We start from the raw sequence: 16,776 nt of genomic DNA, 5'->3' as shown, positions 1-16,776 counted from the left end.
GCCTAGGCATGGAGGATGCTTAAATCTCATGATCAACGAACTCAGCCAGCTGCTCGCTCTTGACCGCAAGAATGAACTGTCATCGCTGCAGCCGGTATCCCATCGCGATGTAATGACCATTGCCGAACTCTACCCCAACATTTCCAAACAGTACCTGGAGTTCATTCGAAAGATCGGGACGGGATCAACGACGCGGGAATTCAACATCTACGAACCGGAGCCTGCATGCCTCGTTGAACAGCACCCATCGTTTAAGCTTTATCAGTCAGACGCCTACCAAAGTGTATACGGCCGACGACCTGAAGGGGACGCCATCCCTGCTGATGCGGTTGCCATTGGGGATAGTGGCGCCACTTGGCGATATTGCCTTTGCCCTGCACTAGGGGAAGCGGTTTTTTGTCTCGACATGGCCGGACCAACCTTCGAAACGGAGGCGGAGAACTTCTTCTCCTTCGTAGCTCAAACCGTCATTCGGAAAAGGAAGTAAGTTCCCAAGACTGATAGCGAGGAGTCTCAGCAGACTCAGTAGGACGGTAGCTCCTAAATCGCCGTCTCGTCCTCTCGCGGCCTTATTCCCTTGAACGCTGCATGCCGCAGCTTCCCGTCATCCGTCCAGGCGCGATACTCGACTTCGGCGACGAGAACCGGCTCGACGAAGACGGCACCTTTCCGCCTCAGGGCCACGGCCGGCGCTTTCGCCACCATCCCCTCGAGCAGTTTGCGGAGCTCGCGCGAAAGCTCATGTGACCAGCCCGTCCCGCAACCGCCGACATAAACCAACACTCCGTCCTTGCGCGCGGCCAGCAGCAGCCGGCCGAGGTGGCCGGGCACGGTCGACGGCTCGAACCCCACGATCACGAAGCTGTCACGGCGCTTGCAGGTGATCTTCTGCCACCACTCGCCGCGGCCGGAGCGATAGGGCTTATCGATATGCTTGGCGATGATGCCTTCGAGGCCGTGAGCGCAGGCGACACGGAGGAGTTCGTCGCCATCCGCCTGCACCTCTTCGGATAGTCGAATCGCCCCTTCCCGACCGGCGACGAGGGGCTCAAGCATCCGGCGCCGCTCGCCCAGCGGCAGCCGGCGAAGGTCGCGGCCGTCGAGATAGAGCAGGTCGAAGGCATAGAAGATGATGGCACCGGCTTCGACCGCCGACGGCAAGCGACCGAGCGCCCGCTGCAACATGCCGAAATCCGACCGGCCGTGCTCATCGAGAACGACCGCCTCCCCGTCGAGGATGGCGGTTTTCACAGCGAGCCGCCGAGCGTCATCTGCGATCGTCGGGAAACGTTGGGTCCAGTCGTAGCCGCCGCGCGTGAGCACCCTCGCCCGGCCGGGCTCGATGTGCACCGCCACCCGATAGCCGTCCCATTTCACCTCGTAGGCCCACTCCGGCCCCTTTGGCGGCTTGTCGACGAGCGTTGCAAGGCAGGGATCAATCCGCGCCGGCATAGGATCAGTCGGGGGAATGTCGCGAGGCTTCTTTGAGGATGCTCTGGCCATTACCCCATTAACGCATGGGGCCGCGAAAAGCCGAATTGACTCTTTCGGCGTAGAGAACATAATAAGAACATCCATCGGCGATGCGGCCGCCATCTTGAAACGTTGAGGCAGATGCCCGTGCTTGCACGGGAAGGAGGAACTATGCTCGCCGCGAAGAAAGCATGCGAAGTTGATCGATCCGATCAGGAGATCGACGAAGTTGCTGCAGCCTTGGCATGGCACGACGGTGACGTTGAAGCGACCATCCGCACACTGTTGGCCGACTGCAAACACTTACGCGAGCAGCTCGCTCTTGCCGAGATCGCCATGAGCCTCGGCTTCACACGGGGCTGGAGGCCCGCCTGCATCCCTGGAAGCGAGGCAGAGCAACCATGAGTGACGAACAAGGGGCCGTTCGCCAGAAGGACTCCAGCATGTACGTCCACTACTGCGAGCATCCAGGCTGCACGAAATGGGGCAGCTTCGGTTTCGCGGTAGGCAAGTCCGAACCCAACTGGTTCTGCTTCGAACACAAGCCCGAATGGAAGCCTCGACATGCCTAGAGCAGGATCCTGGCGGCTGTCCGAGTTCGTAGGTGAGAAAATCCGGATCGAATGCGAGTGCGGCGTCAGAAAAACCTACGACGCCAAGGCAATGCTGGATCGGATCGGCGACCGGAGTATGCCGGGCCTGCTGACGGAACTTGCAATTGCAATTGGCTGTAATCGGACAACAAATAAGTTCTACGACCGCTGCAAATTGCACTATGGGGACACCATTGTCGCAAAGGAGAGATTGCTCTCTCGAAGAAGCCGGCCGACGGTGCGGCGACGCCGGCCGGCTCTCCAGATGAAATCACGTTTGCAAACCTGCCCGATTGGTATGAGCTCTTCTGCCGATGTCGCGCCTGCGGGCGCGATAGCAGGCTAGACCGTCGCGCTTTGGTGAAGAAGTTCGGGGCGGCGCAGCCGATCCTGCTGCTGGCAAGAAAGCTGCGCTGCGCCAAGTGCGAGAACAAGGACGGCAATGTGATCAGGATTGGGAAGGTCAGGCGATAACCAGTGAGTTGACGTCGCGACCAACCACGATAGGTTTCCCCGGCGGGAGGTGAGCATATGTGCGGACGTGTCTACATCAAGAGTACGCTTGACGAGCTGTTGCGCGAATTCTCCATGGCTGAACGGGAGGCGGTCCTGGGGATGGCCAACCAGTTCCCGCGCTACAACGGTGCGCCCTCTCTCCACTACCCGATCATCATCCGCGACGTTGTCCGTGATCCGGATGTCTTCGGCCCTACCTTCGTCAGCGCACGCTGGGGTTTGATTCCGGGCTGGGTCAAAGAGCAGAAACCCGGCCGGCCGCCACCGGTGAACGCCCGATGCGAGGGCATCGCCACCAACGGCATGTTCAAGAAGGCCTACGCAAGCCGGCGTTGCTTGATCCCGATCGACGGTTTTTTCGAGTGGAAGGACATTCACGGCACTGGCAAGAACAAGCAGCCCTACGCCATTGCCATGAAATCGGGCGAGCCGTTCGCGCTGGCGGGCATCTGGGAGAAGTGGAAGAATCCGCAGACAGGAGAGGATATCCGCACTTTTTGCGTCGTCACCTGCCCGCCAAACGAGATGATGGCGACGATTCACAATCGGATGCCCGTGGTTCTGCACCGGGAGGACTATGAACGGTGGCTTTCGACGGAGCCGGACCCGTTCGAGCTAATGAAGCCTTTCCCGGCCGAACTGATGACGATGTGGCCGATCGACCGAAAGGTCGGCTCTCCGAAAAACGACACCGCCGACATTATCGACCCGATTGAACCGGCCGAATGAGGCTTTCTTTCCCGGTCTTTCGTGGCTTTAAGGCACGCGGCTTGCCTGTCACCCTGGTCGCCGGACGACGGTAGACTCGCTCCGCTTATCGTGCTTTCCTCTGGTTGCATAACTGGGGAGGGGGTATAATGAACCTTGCAACTGTATTAGTTGCTTGCGCGCTGCTTGCTGCTATGACGACACACGGCTTCGCCCATGGTGGAGGCTGCCGTAAGAGTTCACCACCTGGTCAGTGCTGCCACGTGGAGAAAAGGACTGGCAACGTGCACTGCCACTAAACCAGTCAAGCCGAATGAAACGCTCTTCTTTGCTGCTATTCGCGCTCACCCTGGTGGTCGCCCTTCCAACTCATTCTGCCGGCCCGGTCATGGGACGCGCTACAGTAGTTGATGGCGACACGATTGAGATCAGCGGTGAGCGCATCCGGCTACACGGGGTAGATGCGCCCGAAAGCTGGCAGAAGTGCGAGAAAGCCGACGGGAGCAGTTATCGGTGCGGGAGAGAAGCTGCTTTGGAACTCGATAGATTCCTCGCCGCCTCCCGCCCTACCCGCTGCGAGGTCGCCGAGCGCGACCGATATCAGCGCCTCGTTGCGGTTTGCTTTCGCGCCGACGGCCGGGAGGTCAATCGCTGGCTTGTCGAGAGCGGCAACGCTGTCGATTGGGAGAGATATAGCAAGGGCGCATACGCGGGTGCTCAGGAACTCGCCCGTGCAAGAGGCGACGGTATCTGGCGCGGCACGTTCGACTTGCCTTGCCAAGCTCGCGCGATGCGTGCAAAGCACGAGCCGTTTTGTTGAAGCGGGCAACGGGAGAGCGAATAGTGGAGAGCTATACGAACGGAACCGACCAGTGGAGAGCTGTACTGATTGCATCCCTTACCTGGTTGACAGTTCTGGTGCTGCCGGCGGCTGCCGCGGAGGACGGGTGCGCGCCCATACGGGCGCTTGGCAAGAAACTGGACGCCGTCGCGAAAGGGAAAGTGATCCAAACTTTCATCTTCTCGAGTGGAAATACGTCGACCGAAGAGTTCATCATTATCAACGCCAAGCAATACTGGCGCCGCGGGAAAGAAGCTTGGAGCGTCGGCCCGCGAGAGCCATTCCCCATGTCAAAAATATCCAACTGCGAAGTGAGCGGCGAAGAGTCGGTCGGTGCTACGCAGACCGACGTCTATGAGTACGATCGACAACTTGAATACGGCAAGGCCCGAGTCCGGATTTGGGTCTCGAAAGACACCGGGCTACCACTGAAATCCTACTTCAAGGACATTAAACCGAATGCAGCCTCATTTGAGCGGTCCTTCACGTTCTCCTTCGCAGACGAGATTCGCGAGCCGATTTGACGCACAGTTTCGAGACGGAGATATTCCATCACCTCGGGCCGGCTTCGCAAATCGCCTCAAGCGCCTTCTACCGCGTCACCTTCGCCATCCTCATTAAGTAGGCGACCTCGTGCTCCTGTTCGGAAACGAGCTCGCGGTCGCGGCCTTTCTTCTTAGGATCGTCTGCCATGTTTTCCTCCATGCCGGCAGCGCTCGGCGTTACAGCCACCTCCTGCTAAGGTAATCCAGGGCCTTGATGCGGCCCGGATCAGCCTCCCGCATTGCCTTCTGCACCGTCAGCCGCGCTGAGAGCACTCCACTTGAAGTCTGCTTCGCCCCGTGCTCCAGGTCGGAATCGGACCTGGCTCCTCGCTTACTATTCGCTTGATCGTCTGCCATGCTCGCATTCCGTGTTCTCCATTGAAGAATAGGAGCCGGATGAGCGACGACAAGGGCGGGAATCTCACGCAAGGTTGGGTGTTGACCGGCCGAGGAGACTGATCATGGCCGACACGCGCAAAATGAAGCAGTTGATCTGGGACTGCCAGAAGGACATTGCCGCATACCTGCCGCCGGAGAGCGGCATTTCGGAGCATGAGTTGCTGCAGACGCTCATCGCCCGTCTCGACGGTCGCCAGGCGAAGGAAGCGCTGGGCGACGATTGGAAGGGCTGGTGGCCGGACGATGATTGCGGGGACGATGACGGCGGCAGCCCCGCTCCCCAAGATCGAGAGATGGCCTGACACAAATAGAGCTGCAGGTAGGATTGGCCAAGGTCCGCTGCAGCTCCGGTCGCGACGCTGTCATCATCTAGCTTGGGCCTATTCGCCCTGTTCCATTCAAGGGAACCGCTTCGAACGTCGCTTGCACATATTTTACTCCCAGCGGGGCAGAATCAAGGAAAAGGGCCGGATTGGTCGGCGCTGACGCTCAACGTCTCTTCTGATCAAGGAATGGCTCTCGCCCCAATGCCCGGGCGATCTTACGCCAGTCATGTCCGCTCATCCCGTGTATTCGTAGCAGCTCTGCACTCGGGAGATGTTGCAGATCTCCGACCGCATCATACCCGGTGAGGTTTAGCTCGCGGAGAAGCCAAGGTCTGAGTTTCAAGTCTGCAAGCTTCGTGTCCATGCCGGATATAAGATCAGGGCAACACGCATCTCGCAACGGAGTGTTGACAGCGAGAGTGAGCGCGAGGCAGATCAAGAATGATCGAGCACCCCCGACAGCCATTTTACTTGACCGAGCGCGTCCTGCAATGCGTGCTCTCTCGTCGCATAAATCCCGTTGCCGTAAGGGTATTCTGCATCCCAATCTTCTGTGAAGCCGTACTCAGGATTCGGAGGCAAATAGACCTCGTGACGCCACGTGTAGAGGCCGTCATGCCGGGCAGCGATAACGATTCTGCTGAGCCCGTCGACAGATGTGATAATTTCCATGCTGGCGTCGCGAGGGGGAGGCATCTTGTGCTTTCCAGATCAATGCAACCATTTCTCGCACGGCGAATCGTACCAGGCAAGCGCTACCCTTGACTGGCGAGCCACTCTTAGTCGTCAGCGCCGCAGCTGCGCGCCGTCGCGTTGACTGGCCTCGATCCGCTGCAGTATCTCGCGCATCACGCGTGTTTCAATGGAGAGGCTGCTGAGCGTGTTCTCTACGGCCGTCGCTAGCGGGAGCGCCGAGCCTCGCCCAGCAACAACAAAAGCTACACCCCGTATCAGTACGGCTCTAACCCGTGATCCTCGTCCCCCGGATCGCGGGTTCTCTCGTTATGTTGTGGAAACCAAAAAGCTCTCATTCCCGACACGAGTTCGAGGGCGACGGGAAGACTGCCCGAGCTATGTGGTCTCCTAATTTGCGGTTGTGGTACAATTGGATCAATTACCACCCGTGGCGAACGCACATAGGCCACCCAATGGACAGCCATGAAGCAGGCGAGTATCCGGACGAGGACGACATGCTCCGCGACCAGATAAACTCAGGGATCGCCTTGATCAGAGCGGGTAGAGCACGACTTATGCTCGCCCTGCCTCGTCATCGCCACAAAATCCCGAGCACCCACAGGTTGGCTTTCCAAAGCCTTTGCAGGGTCTACGAGGTCACTGCATTGATGGTCGACGAGCTCCGCAGGGAGGTACCGCGCCGTGAGGAACTGTTGGCGGAATATGAAGGGATCTGCCGCGGTATCGAAGCCGATGCGGTCGCGATGCTGGACGGCGAGACGAGCGATCGGTGGTGCTAGATTGGTTGGTTAGCCTCCATGGAGGGGACAATGGGACGCCAACGCCGAAACGCCACTCCCACTCTCCGAAGTTGTATCCGAAGTACCCGTAGGTGCCACCATATTGAGCATAGATGTCGATTTCCTGAATAGGATTACGTCACTCATTCTTGCCTCCCCGGGGGTACAGATTCGCACTCTTCAACTAACTCTCGCCAATATAATATCCTCGAGCCGAGAATATTCGTTCGGTAATGTGAATAGCTCTGCATTCCAATCCCATAGGACGAGCTCATAAGAATGGACGGTATCGCGCGCCAATTTAGCAGCACATAAGTCAGAGATATCGGTGTGACATATCGCAGAATTCGTATGACCATTCTTTCATAATTGTCCATCATATATATTATCTGATTGATATCAGCTGCTGAGATTCTGTAGTTAAAGTATAGTATCCAAGTGTTCAAATAAAATGATAAAATCAGCAAAAACGGAATGCCCAATGCAATGCTGAGATGAAGCAAGCTCGTCGCGCGAGATTTGAACATGGACCATCTTTCTGATTATTTTGTTGTCATTGCGCGGCGGATTGCAGAATTCCCACTGAACCACGCCCGCTACATCATGTTGGGAAAGGGCTTCGCCGCTCCCGCCTAAAGCACCATACTCGATCGGGTCGAACGCCATCGCCCAGCGACGATGTGCCCCCGGTCGTAAGCCAAACCAGTACTCCCGCATACTGCTCCTCACCACGCGCCGATACCAAGCAGGGGCGCCAGTTTCGACCGGGAGAGATTTCTCGCGGGCTTACCAGATACTGGCGGAGATTCTTTCTTCCAGCGCGGCGCTGAGGCTAATTCGACCGTCGGAGGGTGGCAGGCGATAAACTGGCTTGTCAACCTCCGGATCATTGACTTGCTGCAATCCGCGATCCGAGATCCATTGCTCCAGCGACGGTCCTGCCATTCATCCTACCGGTGGTTGTTCATGGCGCAGACCACTTTAATGGAAGTGGTTGTGTTCTTCGAATCCTCAAAACGTCTTGGGTGGTATCAATTTGGCGCATCGCGGACACGACCCCGCTCTATGCCTTCGGCACGAAGGCCGCAAAAAGCGGCCTTCGCCCAATAGGGTAACGATCGGTTGCGCAAGAGCCGCCGCGCGGCCTTCACTTGATGACTGCATCAGATTGCTATGAAAGCCGTTTACAGCTTGCGGTGAAATCAGCATATTGCCAACCCGGCAACGACAATCGAGAGTTGGTCGTGGCAAGTCGCTAGCCCTTCTTGTCATGCACCACGGGGCCGTCCTGATCTATGAGCCAGGGCGGCCCTTCTCGTATCTAAATGGCGGCCGCCAGACGACCGACTTTGCCTTCCTGAAGGAGGGAAAGAGGGCGCTGCCCTCTCTCCCTCACAAGGGAAAAAACGGTCTCCCCGTCCTTCCTCCCCTCGCCTCCGGCTCGCTCCGTGCAGGATCGACGAATCCGCATGCGCGGATTTTGCGTCGCCCCTTCGGCTTTGACCTCGGGCGGGCGAACCCCCTCCGTTTTGTTCCCTTGCCTCCCTCTCTCCCGCTGCTCCGCGCGAGCTCGGGGAGCAGGAGCGGGGCTCCTGCCCCTCGGGCAGACGCTAGACCGCTTCGCGGAAAGGAAAGGGCTAGAAAATGGTAAGAGCAAACACCGCTTATGTGCTGGACCCGGAAACCACGATCTTTAAGCCGATAGAGCTTCAGGTCGATCTGGGCATCCGGCCGCTTTACGCGATTATCGGCTGCCGCCTGCTGGAGGTCGTGCGGTTCGACGAGTGGCACACGCTTTTCGTCGACGAAGAAGGTCTGCAGGACGGGTTGACCGCCTTCACGATCTTCGAAGGCTTCCCGCAGCCGATCGCAGGCAGGATAGTGCTTGTCGGAGGTGATGGCAGCACGCCTTACACCTCCCCCCTCATCAGCCTTGAGGATGCGGCCAAGCATTTCAAATGCTGCCGCCCGGTCCTGGACCCGGTTTTTGCAAAAGCAGACGAGATTTCGCCGGGCGGTATCATCATCGCCGGTGCGCTCGCAGGTTTGCAATGCCGCATCGAGCGCCGCGCCCCTACCCTTGTCGAGGGAGAGGCATGATGAAAATCGCGGCCCTCGAAAACAACATCCTCGCCATCGTCGCAGGAACCTTCGCCGCAACCATTGCGGCGGAGGACATCGAGCCGCAGTTTCATGCGCTCACCCACTTTCCGGACCGGCGCGCGAAAGCAGAGCTTGCAGACCTGGCCGGGCGGCTGAATCAGTTCGGCCGCTATTTCGTGGAGCTCTGGAACAAGGCTTGCGAGCCGATTCCGGAGGCTGAAATCGAAGCCTTCGCCCGCCGTCACGTTGACCTGACCCGGCGGTATTGGGCGGCGGAAGGCCGTTGCATGAACTGGTTTATCACCGGCCCTGCCCGCTTTCCGGTTGCCCGCAATGAAAAGCGCATGCGGATTTCCGACGCCCGCCGCGCCGATCTGAAGGCGCACGAGGCGACGGCCCGCAAGGCAGCCAAGCGAAAGGCGTTCCCGCATGGCGCGGATGATGAGGCAATCCGTTCCGGCGATCCGTCAGCCTTGCAACGGATCATGACGCGGATCGAGGAGTTAGCGCTTTCCATCGACCGGATGAAAGCCGCGAACGCGATCATCAGGCGCATGGAGAAGGAGCTTTCCAGCGAAGAGGACATGATTGCCGCCGTTGTGACCCATACCGGCCTTTCCACTGACGACGCAGCCAGAGGCATCAAGTTAGCGCCGTGGCAGTCCCGGCGCGGCTTCACCACGGCTAACAGCCGCGCCGAGCTCCGCCGCCTGCAGCAACGCCTTGCGGCGCTTGCAAGGATGAAGGAACGCGGCACCCAAAGGCAGGAGGTCGAGACGAGCGCAGGCGCCGTCGAGATCAAGGAGAACGCCGACATTGCGCGCATCCAATTGATCTTTCCCGGCAAGCCGGACGACCCGACGCGGCGTGTGTTGAAGGCAAACGGCTTCCGCTGGTCGCCGTCGCAGGGCGCTTGGCAACGGCACTTGAACGAGTCCGGACGCTACGCCGCCCAGCGCGTGTTGAAGACGATCAGCGGCGCAAACGCCGCCTAATCACTCGCCCAAAATCCCGAGAAAAGGACACTTCCGATGGTCGACACGATCTATTCCGCAATGGAGTTTTATGGACAGGGCGACCCCTATTTCGGCGGCACTGCCGCTGATTGGGCGCTGTATAGGACCGAGGACGGCAGGCACGCTTTCATCAGCGCCGCCGACGCGCAGCGCCGGAAATTGGTCATGGCCTATTTCCCGACCGAAGCCGAGGCAGAGAAGGCTGGAGCCGCAGCGAGCACCCGGAAGGGCTCGATTTCTGCGGTTCCCATCAAGCCCCGTCTCGAAGTCCCAACCGCACAGATTTCATGGATAGTCGGCAACAAGCACGTCGGCGAGGAGGACGGCGAGCTCGCCGAGGACTTCGCCGACAGGGCGAAAAGGGCGGGCGCGGCCGACGCGGATTTGATCGCGCAAATCGTCGCCTATGCCCTTGCCTGCCACCGCGCCAATCGGGCGTTGGTCGCGCATTTCCGGCTTTAGAAAACGTGCGAACGCCATTAGGACTGCAACCGGCGATAGGCCGCGCTATTCTCAGCGCGGCCCGGAAAGGCGATCAAGAGGAGCAGGCACTTGAGCCGACACACCGTGCAAATCACCAACGGCACTGAAACGGACGGGCAGGGGACGATAGGCTATGATCCGCCCTTGCGGACGTTCTTTCTTCAGGCGTTTCCCGACCCGGAAACCGACGAATGCGCCCTTTGGCTGGGCGCGTTCATTGCGGAGTACCCGACTTTGGAGTCCATCATCGAGGCTGCCCGCGCACAAGGTTACGAGGTGCGCGGCATGACGCAGAAAATGATGCTGGCAATGCTCAAGGAAGCCGGACCGAGGCACCCGCCGAGCATTGGTGAACAACTGGCATAGTGCGGTAAGAAGGGCGACAGCAGTTTCGAGGGCGGAAGCAGCAGTGCCGAGCCAGCGGCGCGTTCGGGGAGGATGGGCCACCCCGACCGAGGCGACGGCCTCGCCCTCGAACCGGAGGTGTTGCATGTGGTTTCTACCACTTAGCATCACCCTAGACGTGAAAAGGACCCGGACCACCTGGCAAGTGCGGATCCGAGTCCAATTCTGGCTCTAGGAAACGGGGGCGGGCCGCAAGGCTCGTCCCCACTCCGGAAATCAATATAGGCGATTTCCGCTCGAACTTCAAAGCGCTCCAGCCGTCCCAAGCCCGCATCGAGCGGGCCAGGGAGGGAACGAGGGGCGCCCTTGACACCCCTCCCCTCGTGCTCCCCTCCCCATCCACGGCGGCCGCCCCGCAAGCGGGCCGGCTCACGTCGGCTTGTTGTCGTTGTCGGCTGTTGAAGACCTGGTGCCAGCGAGACCGCGACCGAGATCCGGCCTAGCGGCCGGATGGCGACTTGCCGATTGACGGCGAAGGCGGCGGCCGGGGCTACAAAGGCCGCGCTTCCCGGGCCTCTCCTTAGTGGCTATGCGCAATCTGATGCTGCGCACGATACGTCAGGCCCGGCCTTGGCGTGCAACCCTAAAGGGTTCTCCTCTCCGCTTCGCTCCGTTGCGACCGCTCCGGCCGTGCCTGCCGTATTCGAGCTTCGCGATTTCGCACAACCACTAAGGAGGATCACCCTCATGAAAACGCTCGTAACCTTCTGCCAAAAGACCGGCCGCCGCCTTCGCCCCTACATCAATCGGCAAATCGCCAAACTGTCCCAAAAGGGTCAGCTGAAGATCTCGGTCGCGGTCTCGCTTCCGCTCATTCCCAAGGTCGAGGTCAGCTATCAATGCGATTTCAACGCCAAAGCCGACAACGATAACAAGCCGAAGTGAGAGGGCCGCGCCCTGTATCGCGGGGCGCGGCCTCGTGGCCCGACTGCGCCGCATATCTCCTCTGGAGATATTGCGTCCTGATGCTTGAAATCTCTGATTGAATGGGTGAGCATTGGAGATCAACCAACAATGGAAGACTTCGTGACCATGACGAGCAACGCGGTTCAGCAGGTTCGGGAGGACATGGCGCTGATCGCGCGCGGCGAGGAAATCGACCTTCCGTGGCGCCGGCTTCGCGTTCTCCTTGATTACGGCCTGGTCGAGATCAGCACGCCTGTCCTCCTGGGTGGACCGCTTGCAGGAAGTCGAACATCCATCTCGTGGACAAAAGAGGGCATGCGGTTCATGGGACAGGCCAGCTCAGGCAAGGACCATCAACGAGGATGAGGGATGACCGCGTGAAAAGCATCTTTGCAGGCAATTTCGATCAGGAGAGCGCCATCGAAACGGTGTCGATGCCACAATGGCCGTGGCTCGTTGCGCGCTTGAGGCGTATTTCGATCGTCGCGAGGCTGACCACGAATTCTGGTTTCGCATTTTCGCTCAGCTCAGGGGCATTCCGCTGTCCGATAGCAAGCATTGAAGAAGTTGTCGAACCGCTTGCGCAGTCGGATGCAGTTTCGCCGTTCGGGCGGCGAATGCCAAACCTCCGGTGGGTACCCTTTTAACTGGTCCACGGGCGCTGCTCATTGGTATGCTGAACCAGAGCCGCGGTAAAATGCAACGTGCTCTTCCATGGCGAGCGTCCACATGACGAGGGGCGCATGAACCATTACATAGAAAAAGAAGATAGGCATTTAGTTGCCTCCTTTGCGAGTTTGCCATTCCCGGAACGCGCCGCGCAGTTGTCCAGTTCCTCGGCAATGCGATCTGGAACTATGCTATTGCAATTATTAGCAAAACCGCGCAAAGCAGAGCGCGACCACACCGTGGCGTTGACCATTACGACCGCCACCTCGATCTCACCGATGACGAAAAGGGTGAACTGATCGAGCAAATCAATCTGACGCAGGTTGGAAGTAAGGACGGGCGTCACTCATCATGTCGGGGAAGAGGTTAAGTCAATTCTCAATTGCCCCGTAAAGCCTCAACGCGGCAGTTGAGCACTAGGCCCGGCGTGAATGTTCGGGCGTTCGTGCAACAGCCAGTGCACTGAACAGCGCCACGAATGCCGCGATCCCGACCCAGCCGATGATTTGGCGCGTGCGCTCCTGGTTTTCCGGCATCTCGAGGGCCTCCACTTTCGGCCACATGACATGAATGTAGCCATCCGGCTCGGCGGCCAGGCTCTTGTCTTCGGTGGCGATCTCCAGCATCACGCCCTGCATGGGCCCATCGGTGAGGACCATGACATGGGCGGGTGCGGCTCGCGCGATCACCTCGCCGTTGCGGCTCACTTCCGCCCAGCCCCAGAGCGCGATCTTCGGCCGCATCCGTGGCAGCTTGCTGGTGCCTATGCCCGTGTCGCCATGCATCTCGTGCTCGAGGACGGCGCCCGACCATGTTGTATAGAGCCCGAGCGGATGCCGCGGCATCGGCCTGTCGATCTTGATGTCATAGGTCGCCTCGCCGCCCGTGAACCGGGCGGTGACCGTCATCGCGTCGGTGTTCTGCACGTGCGACCAGCGGTTCCCCATTTCCACCGCCTGGATGGTGATCGTGCCGGTGATCGGTTGAGTGCTGTTCATGTTCAGCGGATCCGTCCCAATGATCCGGAGACCTTGGCCCGAGGCGCGCGCCGAAGCCGCCAGGCCATCGGTGCCTCTGCCCTGCGCGTACAGCGGGTCGGCAGGCAAGCTCATGATCATTCCAGTGATGACGACGCTTGAGACAGTGATCATCCGCCGGTTCTTCATCGCCCATCCGCCGACCCACCAGCCGATCACCGCGGAGACGAAGCCACCCGGGAACGAGTACCACCACAGGTCCCAATAGCCGGAATAATAGGGCTGTTCGAACGGCAGCCCGCGCGGTCCGAGGTACATGCTGTAGGTCGTCCAGACGAGCGCGAGCATCAGCGCCCCCAAAGCCACACCGGTGCGCCCGGCGCCGGCATATGCCGTCCAGACGCAAACGAAGACGAAACTGACCAGCAGCCGCTGGACGAAGAAGGTGATGCCGGGGAAGTCCTGCAGCAGCAGGAGTTGGGTAAAGACTCCGTCGATCGCCACAATGATTACGGAGGTGACCAGCCCATAGACGACGAAACGCCATGTCTCACCCCGCTCAGGCTCGAGCACCGGATGATTGCGGCGCCACAGCCAGAGCGCCAATGCGTATCCGCCGAGGATGGCAAGGAAATGCACCGGCAGGCCGGTGACCCAGAGGTGATTGAAGTCAAGCCATTCCGGTTCCTGCGGCAAGCCAACCGGCGCCAGCCACTGATAATAGATTTCGAGGATCAGCGTATGTACGGCCGTCAGGATCAGGCCGGGCACGATGCCTATTCCGATGAACGGAGTGCCGAACAGGAACACCGAGGTGATCAGGAAGGTTTTGGTCACCCAATAGGTCCAGTAGGGATCGTTCTCCCATAGTAGTCCGTGGGCGATGGAGGCATCGACGAAAATCGCCGCAAGTCCGACAAGAATGCTGAACTTGATTGTGTCTTTTGCGACCAGATACATGAGCCGCTCCCGCATAACGCGATTTTTGCATCAAATCGCGATATGCCGGGAATGTTCCGCCGTCGTTGCGGGACCACAATCTCGGCCCGGTATGGCGCTACGCTCAGTGTTTTGCCGTCAGCGCTTGCTGATCGCGCTCGAGGAACTTGCGCGTGATCGCGGCGGCGTGTGCGTCGAGCCATTCTGCCATCGCGACTTCCTGTTGCAGGATGGTTTCGCAGACGCGCTTGGTCTCCTGGTCGCCCACATGTTCGGCCGCAGCAATCAAGATCTTGTAGCTGGCGATCTCCATCTGCTCGAATGTGTAACTCGCGAGCGAGCCCTTCACGACCTCGTCTTCGACGAAAAGGCCGCTTAGCCCCTGTCCGAACGCCACCATCTTCGCAGCAATGTCCTTGATCCCGGAGGTGCCGCCGCTGACCCGTTCCAGGCAGCGCTCTAACATCGCAGCCTGATCGCGGGTCTCCTGGAGGTGCTTATCGATCTGCGCCTTCAGTTCCGGGTAGTTTTCCAAGCGCGCCGATTGGCTCGTCAGCATGGTGATCGCCTGCTCTTCCATCGCATGCGCATCCCTGAGCCATGCATGGAGATGCTCTCTGGGATCAGACATAGTGTTCTCCTTTCTTCGCCTTGGCTGAGTTGGGGTGCCAGGTCCCGGAAGCCGGCCTGGCATGTTGCTACGCTCAATGCTGCCGCTCGGCAGCCGCCTTCGCAGACCTCTCGGAAACGCCGGCGGCGTGGGCGTCTTTAAGTGCCAGAGACGCCTCGGCGCAGGCTGCGGCGAACGACGCTCTAGCTATCTCGGCGGCGACGATCCCCGAAAGGGCGGCACGGCAGTCGCGACTCGCGCGGTGCTGCCACTTGCCGTGGCTCGGCCACTCGTGTTCGAGAAAATCGAGAGCGTCATAAGGTCCGCGGAATAGGCGAGGCATGCCGTTCTGAAGAGTTACCGAAAGGGGTACGCGCCAGAGAGTTTCCTTCATTGGGACCTCCCGAATCTTTCCAGGCAATAACCCGCCGGAAGCTCAACTCGTTCCATTGCGAAAACCTTGGCAAGGTGATTTCCTGCCCTCTGCAACGACGGCCGGGGTTGGGCGAACTTACCGTCAGCGCCGCCCTTTCGGACGCGTGCACAGCACCGGCTTGCCTGGTCTGGACGCCTACCTAAATGTTGGATGTGCAACGTTGTGGCGGCAAATATTGACCGATGCGAAAGAGCCCGCCTGAGTTCTTCGTTGAAATCGGAGGGACGGCCGCCCTGGAGCACTGCTATTCTGCCGACGAGAGCTCCTGACCCGGCCGTGCACTGGTCGGTCAAAATAAATCTACAAAGGAGGAAATGATGGCTGGTAACAAAAAACGGAACGAAGATCCGGTCGAGGGCTCCAGGGAGACGATTGAACGCGAACTGGAGAGGCCCGACCAGACTGGCACCGAGCCGTCGGATAAAAGCACCGACGAAAAGCAAGAGCGCATTCGGAGGCGCGCCTACGAGATCTGGGAGCGCGAGGGACGACCCGACGGAGGGCATGAGCGCCACTGGCACGAAGCGGAAAAGCAGCTCGACGAAGAAGAAGGACGCACGTCAGGCCACGGCGAGAGCGCAGGCCGATAAAGTGCGTCTCGCCCCGCCGTGCAGAATGGCCGCTTGAACGGCGGGGCTTCGGCGTCACGAGGTTAAGCGCCCGCGGATTTATGCTGACGGTCTTTGCAAGCCTTCGCCAGCCTGAACGCCGGCGCGAGATCTTAAGTCCCTCCCGACCTCGCGCGATTGCGTTACCCGCGCCTAAGGGGAACTTACGATGCGCGATGCCGTTTTTGATGCGTCCACAAAATGGAGGACGCAGATGCCCGATGCTAAGAAGTCCGTCGGCCGCGATCGCCGACGCGTTGCCGCCGAGCAGGCCTATGAGCTGAGCTATTTCAAGCGAAAGCACAAACTCACAGAGGAGCAGGCTCGCAAGATCATCAAGGAAGCGGGGAACTCCCGAGAAAAGGCGAACGCCTTGGCGGAGAAGGTGAAGAAGGCTTAACCGCTCTTGGCGCCGGTATTGAGGGTAGAGCCGTTTGGCAAGAGATGCGCCCCTGCAGGACCATCGCTAAAGCTGTGGTTTAAGGGCGCGATCGCGGAGTCTCGCTTTGGAGATTGAAGCACTTGGCGGGAGGCCGGGGAATGCGCAAGGAACTGACCGCAGCCGCCGTCCTTATTCCCCTAATGGAAATCGATCCGGAGATGCGTCATAACCTCCTGGGCAGCCAAGAGCGAGAATTCGCCACCGCGATGGCAATCCACGTCTACCTGCGACTGCGACGGCATTTCCGTTTCTGTCGCTATGGGGTTGAAGCTTCCCTGAAGGAGGTCGTTGAGCAAATCGGCGATA

Annotated in this window: 27 protein-coding genes and 1 pseudogene; 20 read left to right on the top strand and 8 right to left on the bottom strand. The window is 59.5% G+C overall.

Going from position 1 to position 16,776, the window contains the following annotated elements:
* Nucleotides 1-28 precede the first annotated feature (28 nt).
* Nucleotides 29-487 carry an SMI1/KNR4 family protein gene (locus SINAR_RS0100145; protein WP_027997153.1) on the top strand — a complete coding sequence of 153 codons (459 nt, stop codon included), beginning with the start codon at nucleotides 29-31 and terminating at the stop codon, nucleotides 485-487.
* 53 nt (nucleotides 488-540) lie between these two features.
* Here SINAR_RS0100145 and ligD read toward each other — a convergent pair whose 3' ends face one another.
* Nucleotides 541-1,503, bottom strand: coding sequence for a non-homologous end-joining DNA ligase (gene ligD / locus SINAR_RS0100140; RefSeq protein WP_033056854.1), 963 nt, complete (start codon nucleotides 1,501-1,503; stop codon nucleotides 541-543).
* A 141-nt stretch (nucleotides 1,504-1,644) separates the two neighbouring features.
* Here ligD and SINAR_RS01000000132845 point away from each other — a divergent pair, with 141 nt between their 5' ends.
* The 6 genes from SINAR_RS01000000132845 to SINAR_RS0100105 all read left to right on the top strand — a co-directional run bounded on the left by SINAR_RS01000000132845 (nucleotide 1,645) and on the right by SINAR_RS0100105 (nucleotide 4,655).
* Nucleotides 1,645-1,878, top strand: coding sequence for a hypothetical protein (locus SINAR_RS01000000132845; RefSeq protein ID WP_050577395.1), 234 nt, complete (start codon nucleotides 1,645-1,647; stop codon nucleotides 1,876-1,878).
* Nucleotides 1,875-2,045 carry an EsV-1-7 cysteine-rich motif-containing protein gene (locus SINAR_RS1000000137280; RefSeq protein ID WP_084616904.1) on the top strand — a complete coding sequence of 57 codons (171 nt, stop codon included), beginning with the start codon at nucleotides 1,875-1,877 and terminating at the stop codon, nucleotides 2,043-2,045. The genes SINAR_RS01000000132845 and SINAR_RS1000000137280 overlap by 4 nt, the downstream gene beginning before the upstream one ends.
* Nucleotides 2,038-2,412, top strand: coding sequence for a hypothetical protein (locus SINAR_RS0100125; RefSeq protein ID WP_027997151.1), 375 nt, complete (start codon nucleotides 2,038-2,040; stop codon nucleotides 2,410-2,412). The genes SINAR_RS1000000137280 and SINAR_RS0100125 overlap by 8 nt, the downstream gene beginning before the upstream one ends.
* A gap of 185 nt (nucleotides 2,413-2,597) precedes the next feature.
* Nucleotides 2,598-3,311 (top strand): SOS response-associated peptidase, encoded by a 714-nt coding sequence (locus SINAR_RS0100115; protein WP_027997150.1) that lies wholly within the window; start codon nucleotides 2,598-2,600, stop codon nucleotides 3,309-3,311.
* Nucleotides 3,312-3,678: 367 nt separating this feature from the next.
* Nucleotides 3,679-4,110: a thermonuclease family protein gene (locus tag SINAR_RS0100110; RefSeq protein ID WP_419761317.1), complete on the top strand. Its 432-nt coding sequence runs from the start codon at nucleotides 3,679-3,681 to the stop codon at nucleotides 4,108-4,110.
* Nucleotides 4,111-4,133: 23 nt separating this feature from the next.
* On the top strand, nucleotides 4,134-4,655 hold the full coding sequence (locus tag SINAR_RS0100105; protein ID WP_027997148.1) for a hypothetical protein: 522 nt from the start codon (nucleotides 4,134-4,136) through the stop codon (nucleotides 4,653-4,655).
* A 70-nt stretch (nucleotides 4,656-4,725) separates the two neighbouring features.
* Here SINAR_RS0100105 and SINAR_RS1000000134885 read toward each other — a convergent pair.
* A pseudogene (locus SINAR_RS1000000134885) lies at nucleotides 4,726-4,824 on the bottom strand (DUF3606 domain-containing protein); the annotation flags it as partial.
* Between the two features lie 313 nt (nucleotides 4,825-5,137).
* On the opposite strand from SINAR_RS1000000134885, the gene SINAR_RS0100090 reads away from it, so the two are divergent.
* Nucleotides 5,138-5,377, top strand: coding sequence for a hypothetical protein (locus tag SINAR_RS0100090; protein WP_027997146.1), 240 nt, complete (start codon nucleotides 5,138-5,140; stop codon nucleotides 5,375-5,377).
* A gap of 187 nt (nucleotides 5,378-5,564) precedes the next feature.
* On the opposite strand, the gene SINAR_RS1000000137590 is transcribed toward SINAR_RS0100090, so the two are convergent.
* Nucleotides 5,565-5,765 carry a hypothetical protein gene (locus SINAR_RS1000000137590; protein WP_084616901.1) on the bottom strand — a complete coding sequence of 67 codons (201 nt, stop codon included), beginning with the start codon at nucleotides 5,763-5,765 and terminating at the stop codon, nucleotides 5,565-5,567.
* 71 nt (nucleotides 5,766-5,836) lie between these two features.
* Nucleotides 5,837-6,073, bottom strand: a complete 237-nt coding sequence (locus tag SINAR_RS0100085; protein ID WP_150851955.1) for a hypothetical protein — start codon at nucleotides 6,071-6,073, stop codon at nucleotides 5,837-5,839.
* Between the two features lie 476 nt (nucleotides 6,074-6,549).
* On the opposite strand from SINAR_RS0100085, the gene SINAR_RS1000000137275 reads away from it, so the two are divergent.
* Nucleotides 6,550-6,876, top strand: a complete 327-nt coding sequence (locus SINAR_RS1000000137275) for a hypothetical protein (protein ID WP_027997144.1) — start codon at nucleotides 6,550-6,552, stop codon at nucleotides 6,874-6,876.
* A gap of 420 nt (nucleotides 6,877-7,296) precedes the next feature.
* Here the strand turns inward: SINAR_RS1000000137275 and SINAR_RS1000000136335 are convergent, their stop codons facing one another.
* Entirely contained in the window at nucleotides 7,297-7,593 is a 297-nt protein-coding gene (locus SINAR_RS1000000136335) for a hypothetical protein (protein WP_150851954.1), read from the bottom strand.
* Nucleotides 7,594-8,520: 927 nt separating this feature from the next.
* Between SINAR_RS1000000136335 and SINAR_RS0100070 the strand changes: the two genes are divergently transcribed.
* From SINAR_RS0100070 to SINAR_RS1000000136325, 8 genes are all read left to right on the top strand, one after another.
* Nucleotides 8,521-8,976 carry a DUF3846 domain-containing protein gene (locus SINAR_RS0100070; RefSeq protein ID WP_027997143.1) on the top strand — a complete coding sequence of 152 codons (456 nt, stop codon included), beginning with the start codon at nucleotides 8,521-8,523 and terminating at the stop codon, nucleotides 8,974-8,976.
* Nucleotides 8,976-9,974: a DUF8626 domain-containing protein gene (locus SINAR_RS0100065; protein WP_234710546.1), complete on the top strand. Its 999-nt coding sequence runs from the start codon at nucleotides 8,976-8,978 to the stop codon at nucleotides 9,972-9,974. Before SINAR_RS0100070 ends, SINAR_RS0100065 begins: the two co-directional genes overlap by 1 nt.
* Before the next feature lie 36 nt (nucleotides 9,975-10,010).
* On the top strand, nucleotides 10,011-10,457 hold the full coding sequence (locus SINAR_RS0100060; protein WP_027997141.1) for a hypothetical protein: 447 nt from the start codon (nucleotides 10,011-10,013) through the stop codon (nucleotides 10,455-10,457).
* 105 nt (nucleotides 10,458-10,562) lie between these two features.
* The gene (locus SINAR_RS0100055) at nucleotides 10,563-10,844 is read left to right on the top strand and encodes a hypothetical protein (protein WP_234710545.1); all 282 of its coding nucleotides are present in this window, start codon (nucleotides 10,563-10,565) and stop codon (nucleotides 10,842-10,844) included.
* A 726-nt stretch (nucleotides 10,845-11,570) separates the two neighbouring features.
* A complete protein-coding gene (locus SINAR_RS1000000137100) occupies nucleotides 11,571-11,768 on the top strand; it encodes a hypothetical protein (protein WP_027997139.1) in 198 nt (65 codons plus the stop codon).
* A 129-nt stretch (nucleotides 11,769-11,897) separates the two neighbouring features.
* Nucleotides 11,898-12,155: a hypothetical protein gene (locus SINAR_RS0100045; protein WP_027997138.1), complete on the top strand. Its 258-nt coding sequence runs from the start codon at nucleotides 11,898-11,900 to the stop codon at nucleotides 12,153-12,155.
* Between the two features lie 76 nt (nucleotides 12,156-12,231).
* The gene (locus tag SINAR_RS1000000138670; protein WP_502362160.1) at nucleotides 12,232-12,351 is read left to right on the top strand and encodes a Y4oE-related protein; all 120 of its coding nucleotides are present in this window, start codon (nucleotides 12,232-12,234) and stop codon (nucleotides 12,349-12,351) included.
* 181 nt (nucleotides 12,352-12,532) lie between these two features.
* Nucleotides 12,533-12,757 (top strand): hypothetical protein, encoded by a 225-nt coding sequence (locus SINAR_RS1000000136325; RefSeq protein ID WP_150851951.1) that lies wholly within the window; start codon nucleotides 12,533-12,535, stop codon nucleotides 12,755-12,757.
* A 117-nt stretch (nucleotides 12,758-12,874) separates the two neighbouring features.
* Here SINAR_RS1000000136325 and SINAR_RS0100030 read toward each other — a convergent pair whose 3' ends face one another.
* The 3 genes from SINAR_RS0100030 to SINAR_RS01000000132840 all read right to left on the bottom strand — a co-directional run bounded on the left by SINAR_RS0100030 (nucleotide 12,875) and on the right by SINAR_RS01000000132840 (nucleotide 15,378).
* Nucleotides 12,875-14,395: a hypothetical protein gene (locus SINAR_RS0100030; RefSeq protein ID WP_027997135.1), complete on the bottom strand. Its 1,521-nt coding sequence runs from the start codon at nucleotides 14,393-14,395 to the stop codon at nucleotides 12,875-12,877.
* Between the two features lie 103 nt (nucleotides 14,396-14,498).
* Entirely contained in the window at nucleotides 14,499-15,005 is a 507-nt protein-coding gene (locus tag SINAR_RS0100025; protein WP_027997134.1) for a ferritin-like domain-containing protein, read from the bottom strand.
* 73 nt (nucleotides 15,006-15,078) lie between these two features.
* Nucleotides 15,079-15,378 (bottom strand): DUF982 domain-containing protein, encoded by a 300-nt coding sequence (locus SINAR_RS01000000132840; protein WP_026615201.1) that lies wholly within the window; start codon nucleotides 15,376-15,378, stop codon nucleotides 15,079-15,081.
* A 359-nt stretch (nucleotides 15,379-15,737) separates the two neighbouring features.
* Between SINAR_RS01000000132840 and SINAR_RS0100015 the strand changes: the two genes are divergently transcribed.
* The 3 genes from SINAR_RS0100015 to SINAR_RS1000000136320 form a co-directional block, all read left to right on the top strand.
* Nucleotides 15,738-16,010, top strand: a complete 273-nt coding sequence (locus SINAR_RS0100015; RefSeq protein ID WP_084616899.1) for a DUF2934 domain-containing protein — start codon at nucleotides 15,738-15,740, stop codon at nucleotides 16,008-16,010.
* 232 nt (nucleotides 16,011-16,242) lie between these two features.
* Nucleotides 16,243-16,428, top strand: coding sequence for a DUF3606 domain-containing protein (locus SINAR_RS0100010; RefSeq protein ID WP_027997132.1), 186 nt, complete (start codon nucleotides 16,243-16,245; stop codon nucleotides 16,426-16,428).
* Between the two features lie 140 nt (nucleotides 16,429-16,568).
* On the top strand, nucleotides 16,569-16,776 hold a 208-nt coding region (locus SINAR_RS1000000136320), incomplete at its 3' end, for a hypothetical protein (RefSeq protein ID WP_150851950.1).

Origin of the sequence: Sinorhizobium arboris LMG 14919, assembly GCF_000427465.1 — a bacterium.
Classification (GTDB): domain Bacteria; phylum Pseudomonadota; class Alphaproteobacteria; order Rhizobiales; family Rhizobiaceae; genus Sinorhizobium; species Sinorhizobium arboris.
This window is presented reverse-complemented; position numbering and strand designations above follow the sequence as displayed.

Excerpts from the sequence above, each read along its gene's own strand:
- SINAR_RS1000000137100 (WP_027997139.1), top strand. The coding sequence starts at position 11,571 with ATGAAAACGCTCGTAACCTTCTGCCAAAAGACCGGCCGCCGCCTTCGC.
- SINAR_RS0100015 (WP_084616899.1), top strand. The coding sequence starts at position 15,738 with ATGGCTGGTAACAAAAAACGGAACGAAGATCCGGTCGAGGGCTCCAGG.
- SINAR_RS1000000136335 (WP_150851954.1), bottom strand. The coding sequence starts at position 7,593 with ATGCGGGAGTACTGGTTTGGCTTACGACCGGGGGCACATCGTCGCTGG.
- SINAR_RS0100090 (WP_027997146.1), top strand. The coding sequence starts at position 5,138 with ATGGCCGACACGCGCAAAATGAAGCAGTTGATCTGGGACTGCCAGAAG.
- SINAR_RS1000000137280 (WP_084616904.1), top strand. The coding sequence starts at position 1,875 with ATGAGTGACGAACAAGGGGCCGTTCGCCAGAAGGACTCCAGCATGTAC.
- SINAR_RS0100125 (WP_027997151.1), top strand. The coding sequence starts at position 2,038 with ATGCCTAGAGCAGGATCCTGGCGGCTGTCCGAGTTCGTAGGTGAGAAA.
- SINAR_RS1000000138670 (WP_502362160.1), top strand. The coding sequence starts at position 12,232 with ATGGCCGTGGCTCGTTGCGCGCTTGAGGCGTATTTCGATCGTCGCGAG.
- SINAR_RS0100030 (WP_027997135.1), bottom strand. The coding sequence starts at position 14,395 with ATGTATCTGGTCGCAAAAGACACAATCAAGTTCAGCATTCTTGTCGGA.
- SINAR_RS0100065 (WP_234710546.1), top strand. The coding sequence starts at position 8,976 with ATGAAAATCGCGGCCCTCGAAAACAACATCCTCGCCATCGTCGCAGGA.
- ligD (WP_033056854.1), bottom strand. The coding sequence starts at position 1,503 with ATGGCCAGAGCATCCTCAAAGAAGCCTCGCGACATTCCCCCGACTGAT.
- SINAR_RS0100070 (WP_027997143.1), top strand. The coding sequence starts at position 8,521 with ATGGTAAGAGCAAACACCGCTTATGTGCTGGACCCGGAAACCACGATC.
- SINAR_RS1000000137590 (WP_084616901.1), bottom strand. The coding sequence starts at position 5,765 with ATGGACACGAAGCTTGCAGACTTGAAACTCAGACCTTGGCTTCTCCGC.
- SINAR_RS0100025 (WP_027997134.1), bottom strand. The coding sequence starts at position 15,005 with ATGTCTGATCCCAGAGAGCATCTCCATGCATGGCTCAGGGATGCGCAT.
- SINAR_RS0100045 (WP_027997138.1), top strand. The coding sequence starts at position 11,898 with ATGGAAGACTTCGTGACCATGACGAGCAACGCGGTTCAGCAGGTTCGG.
- SINAR_RS01000000132845 (WP_050577395.1), top strand. The coding sequence starts at position 1,645 with ATGCTCGCCGCGAAGAAAGCATGCGAAGTTGATCGATCCGATCAGGAG.
- SINAR_RS0100010 (WP_027997132.1), top strand. The coding sequence starts at position 16,243 with ATGCCCGATGCTAAGAAGTCCGTCGGCCGCGATCGCCGACGCGTTGCC.
- SINAR_RS01000000132840 (WP_026615201.1), bottom strand. The coding sequence starts at position 15,378 with ATGAAGGAAACTCTCTGGCGCGTACCCCTTTCGGTAACTCTTCAGAAC.
- SINAR_RS0100115 (WP_027997150.1), top strand. The coding sequence starts at position 2,598 with ATGTGCGGACGTGTCTACATCAAGAGTACGCTTGACGAGCTGTTGCGC.
- SINAR_RS1000000136325 (WP_150851951.1), top strand. The coding sequence starts at position 12,533 with ATGAACCATTACATAGAAAAAGAAGATAGGCATTTAGTTGCCTCCTTT.
- SINAR_RS0100085 (WP_150851955.1), bottom strand. The coding sequence starts at position 6,073 with ATGGAAATTATCACATCTGTCGACGGGCTCAGCAGAATCGTTATCGCT.
- SINAR_RS0100110 (WP_419761317.1), top strand. The coding sequence starts at position 3,679 with ATGGGACGCGCTACAGTAGTTGATGGCGACACGATTGAGATCAGCGGT.
- SINAR_RS0100145 (WP_027997153.1), top strand. The coding sequence starts at position 29 with ATGATCAACGAACTCAGCCAGCTGCTCGCTCTTGACCGCAAGAATGAA.
- SINAR_RS0100060 (WP_027997141.1), top strand. The coding sequence starts at position 10,011 with ATGGTCGACACGATCTATTCCGCAATGGAGTTTTATGGACAGGGCGAC.
- SINAR_RS1000000137275 (WP_027997144.1), top strand. The coding sequence starts at position 6,550 with ATGGACAGCCATGAAGCAGGCGAGTATCCGGACGAGGACGACATGCTC.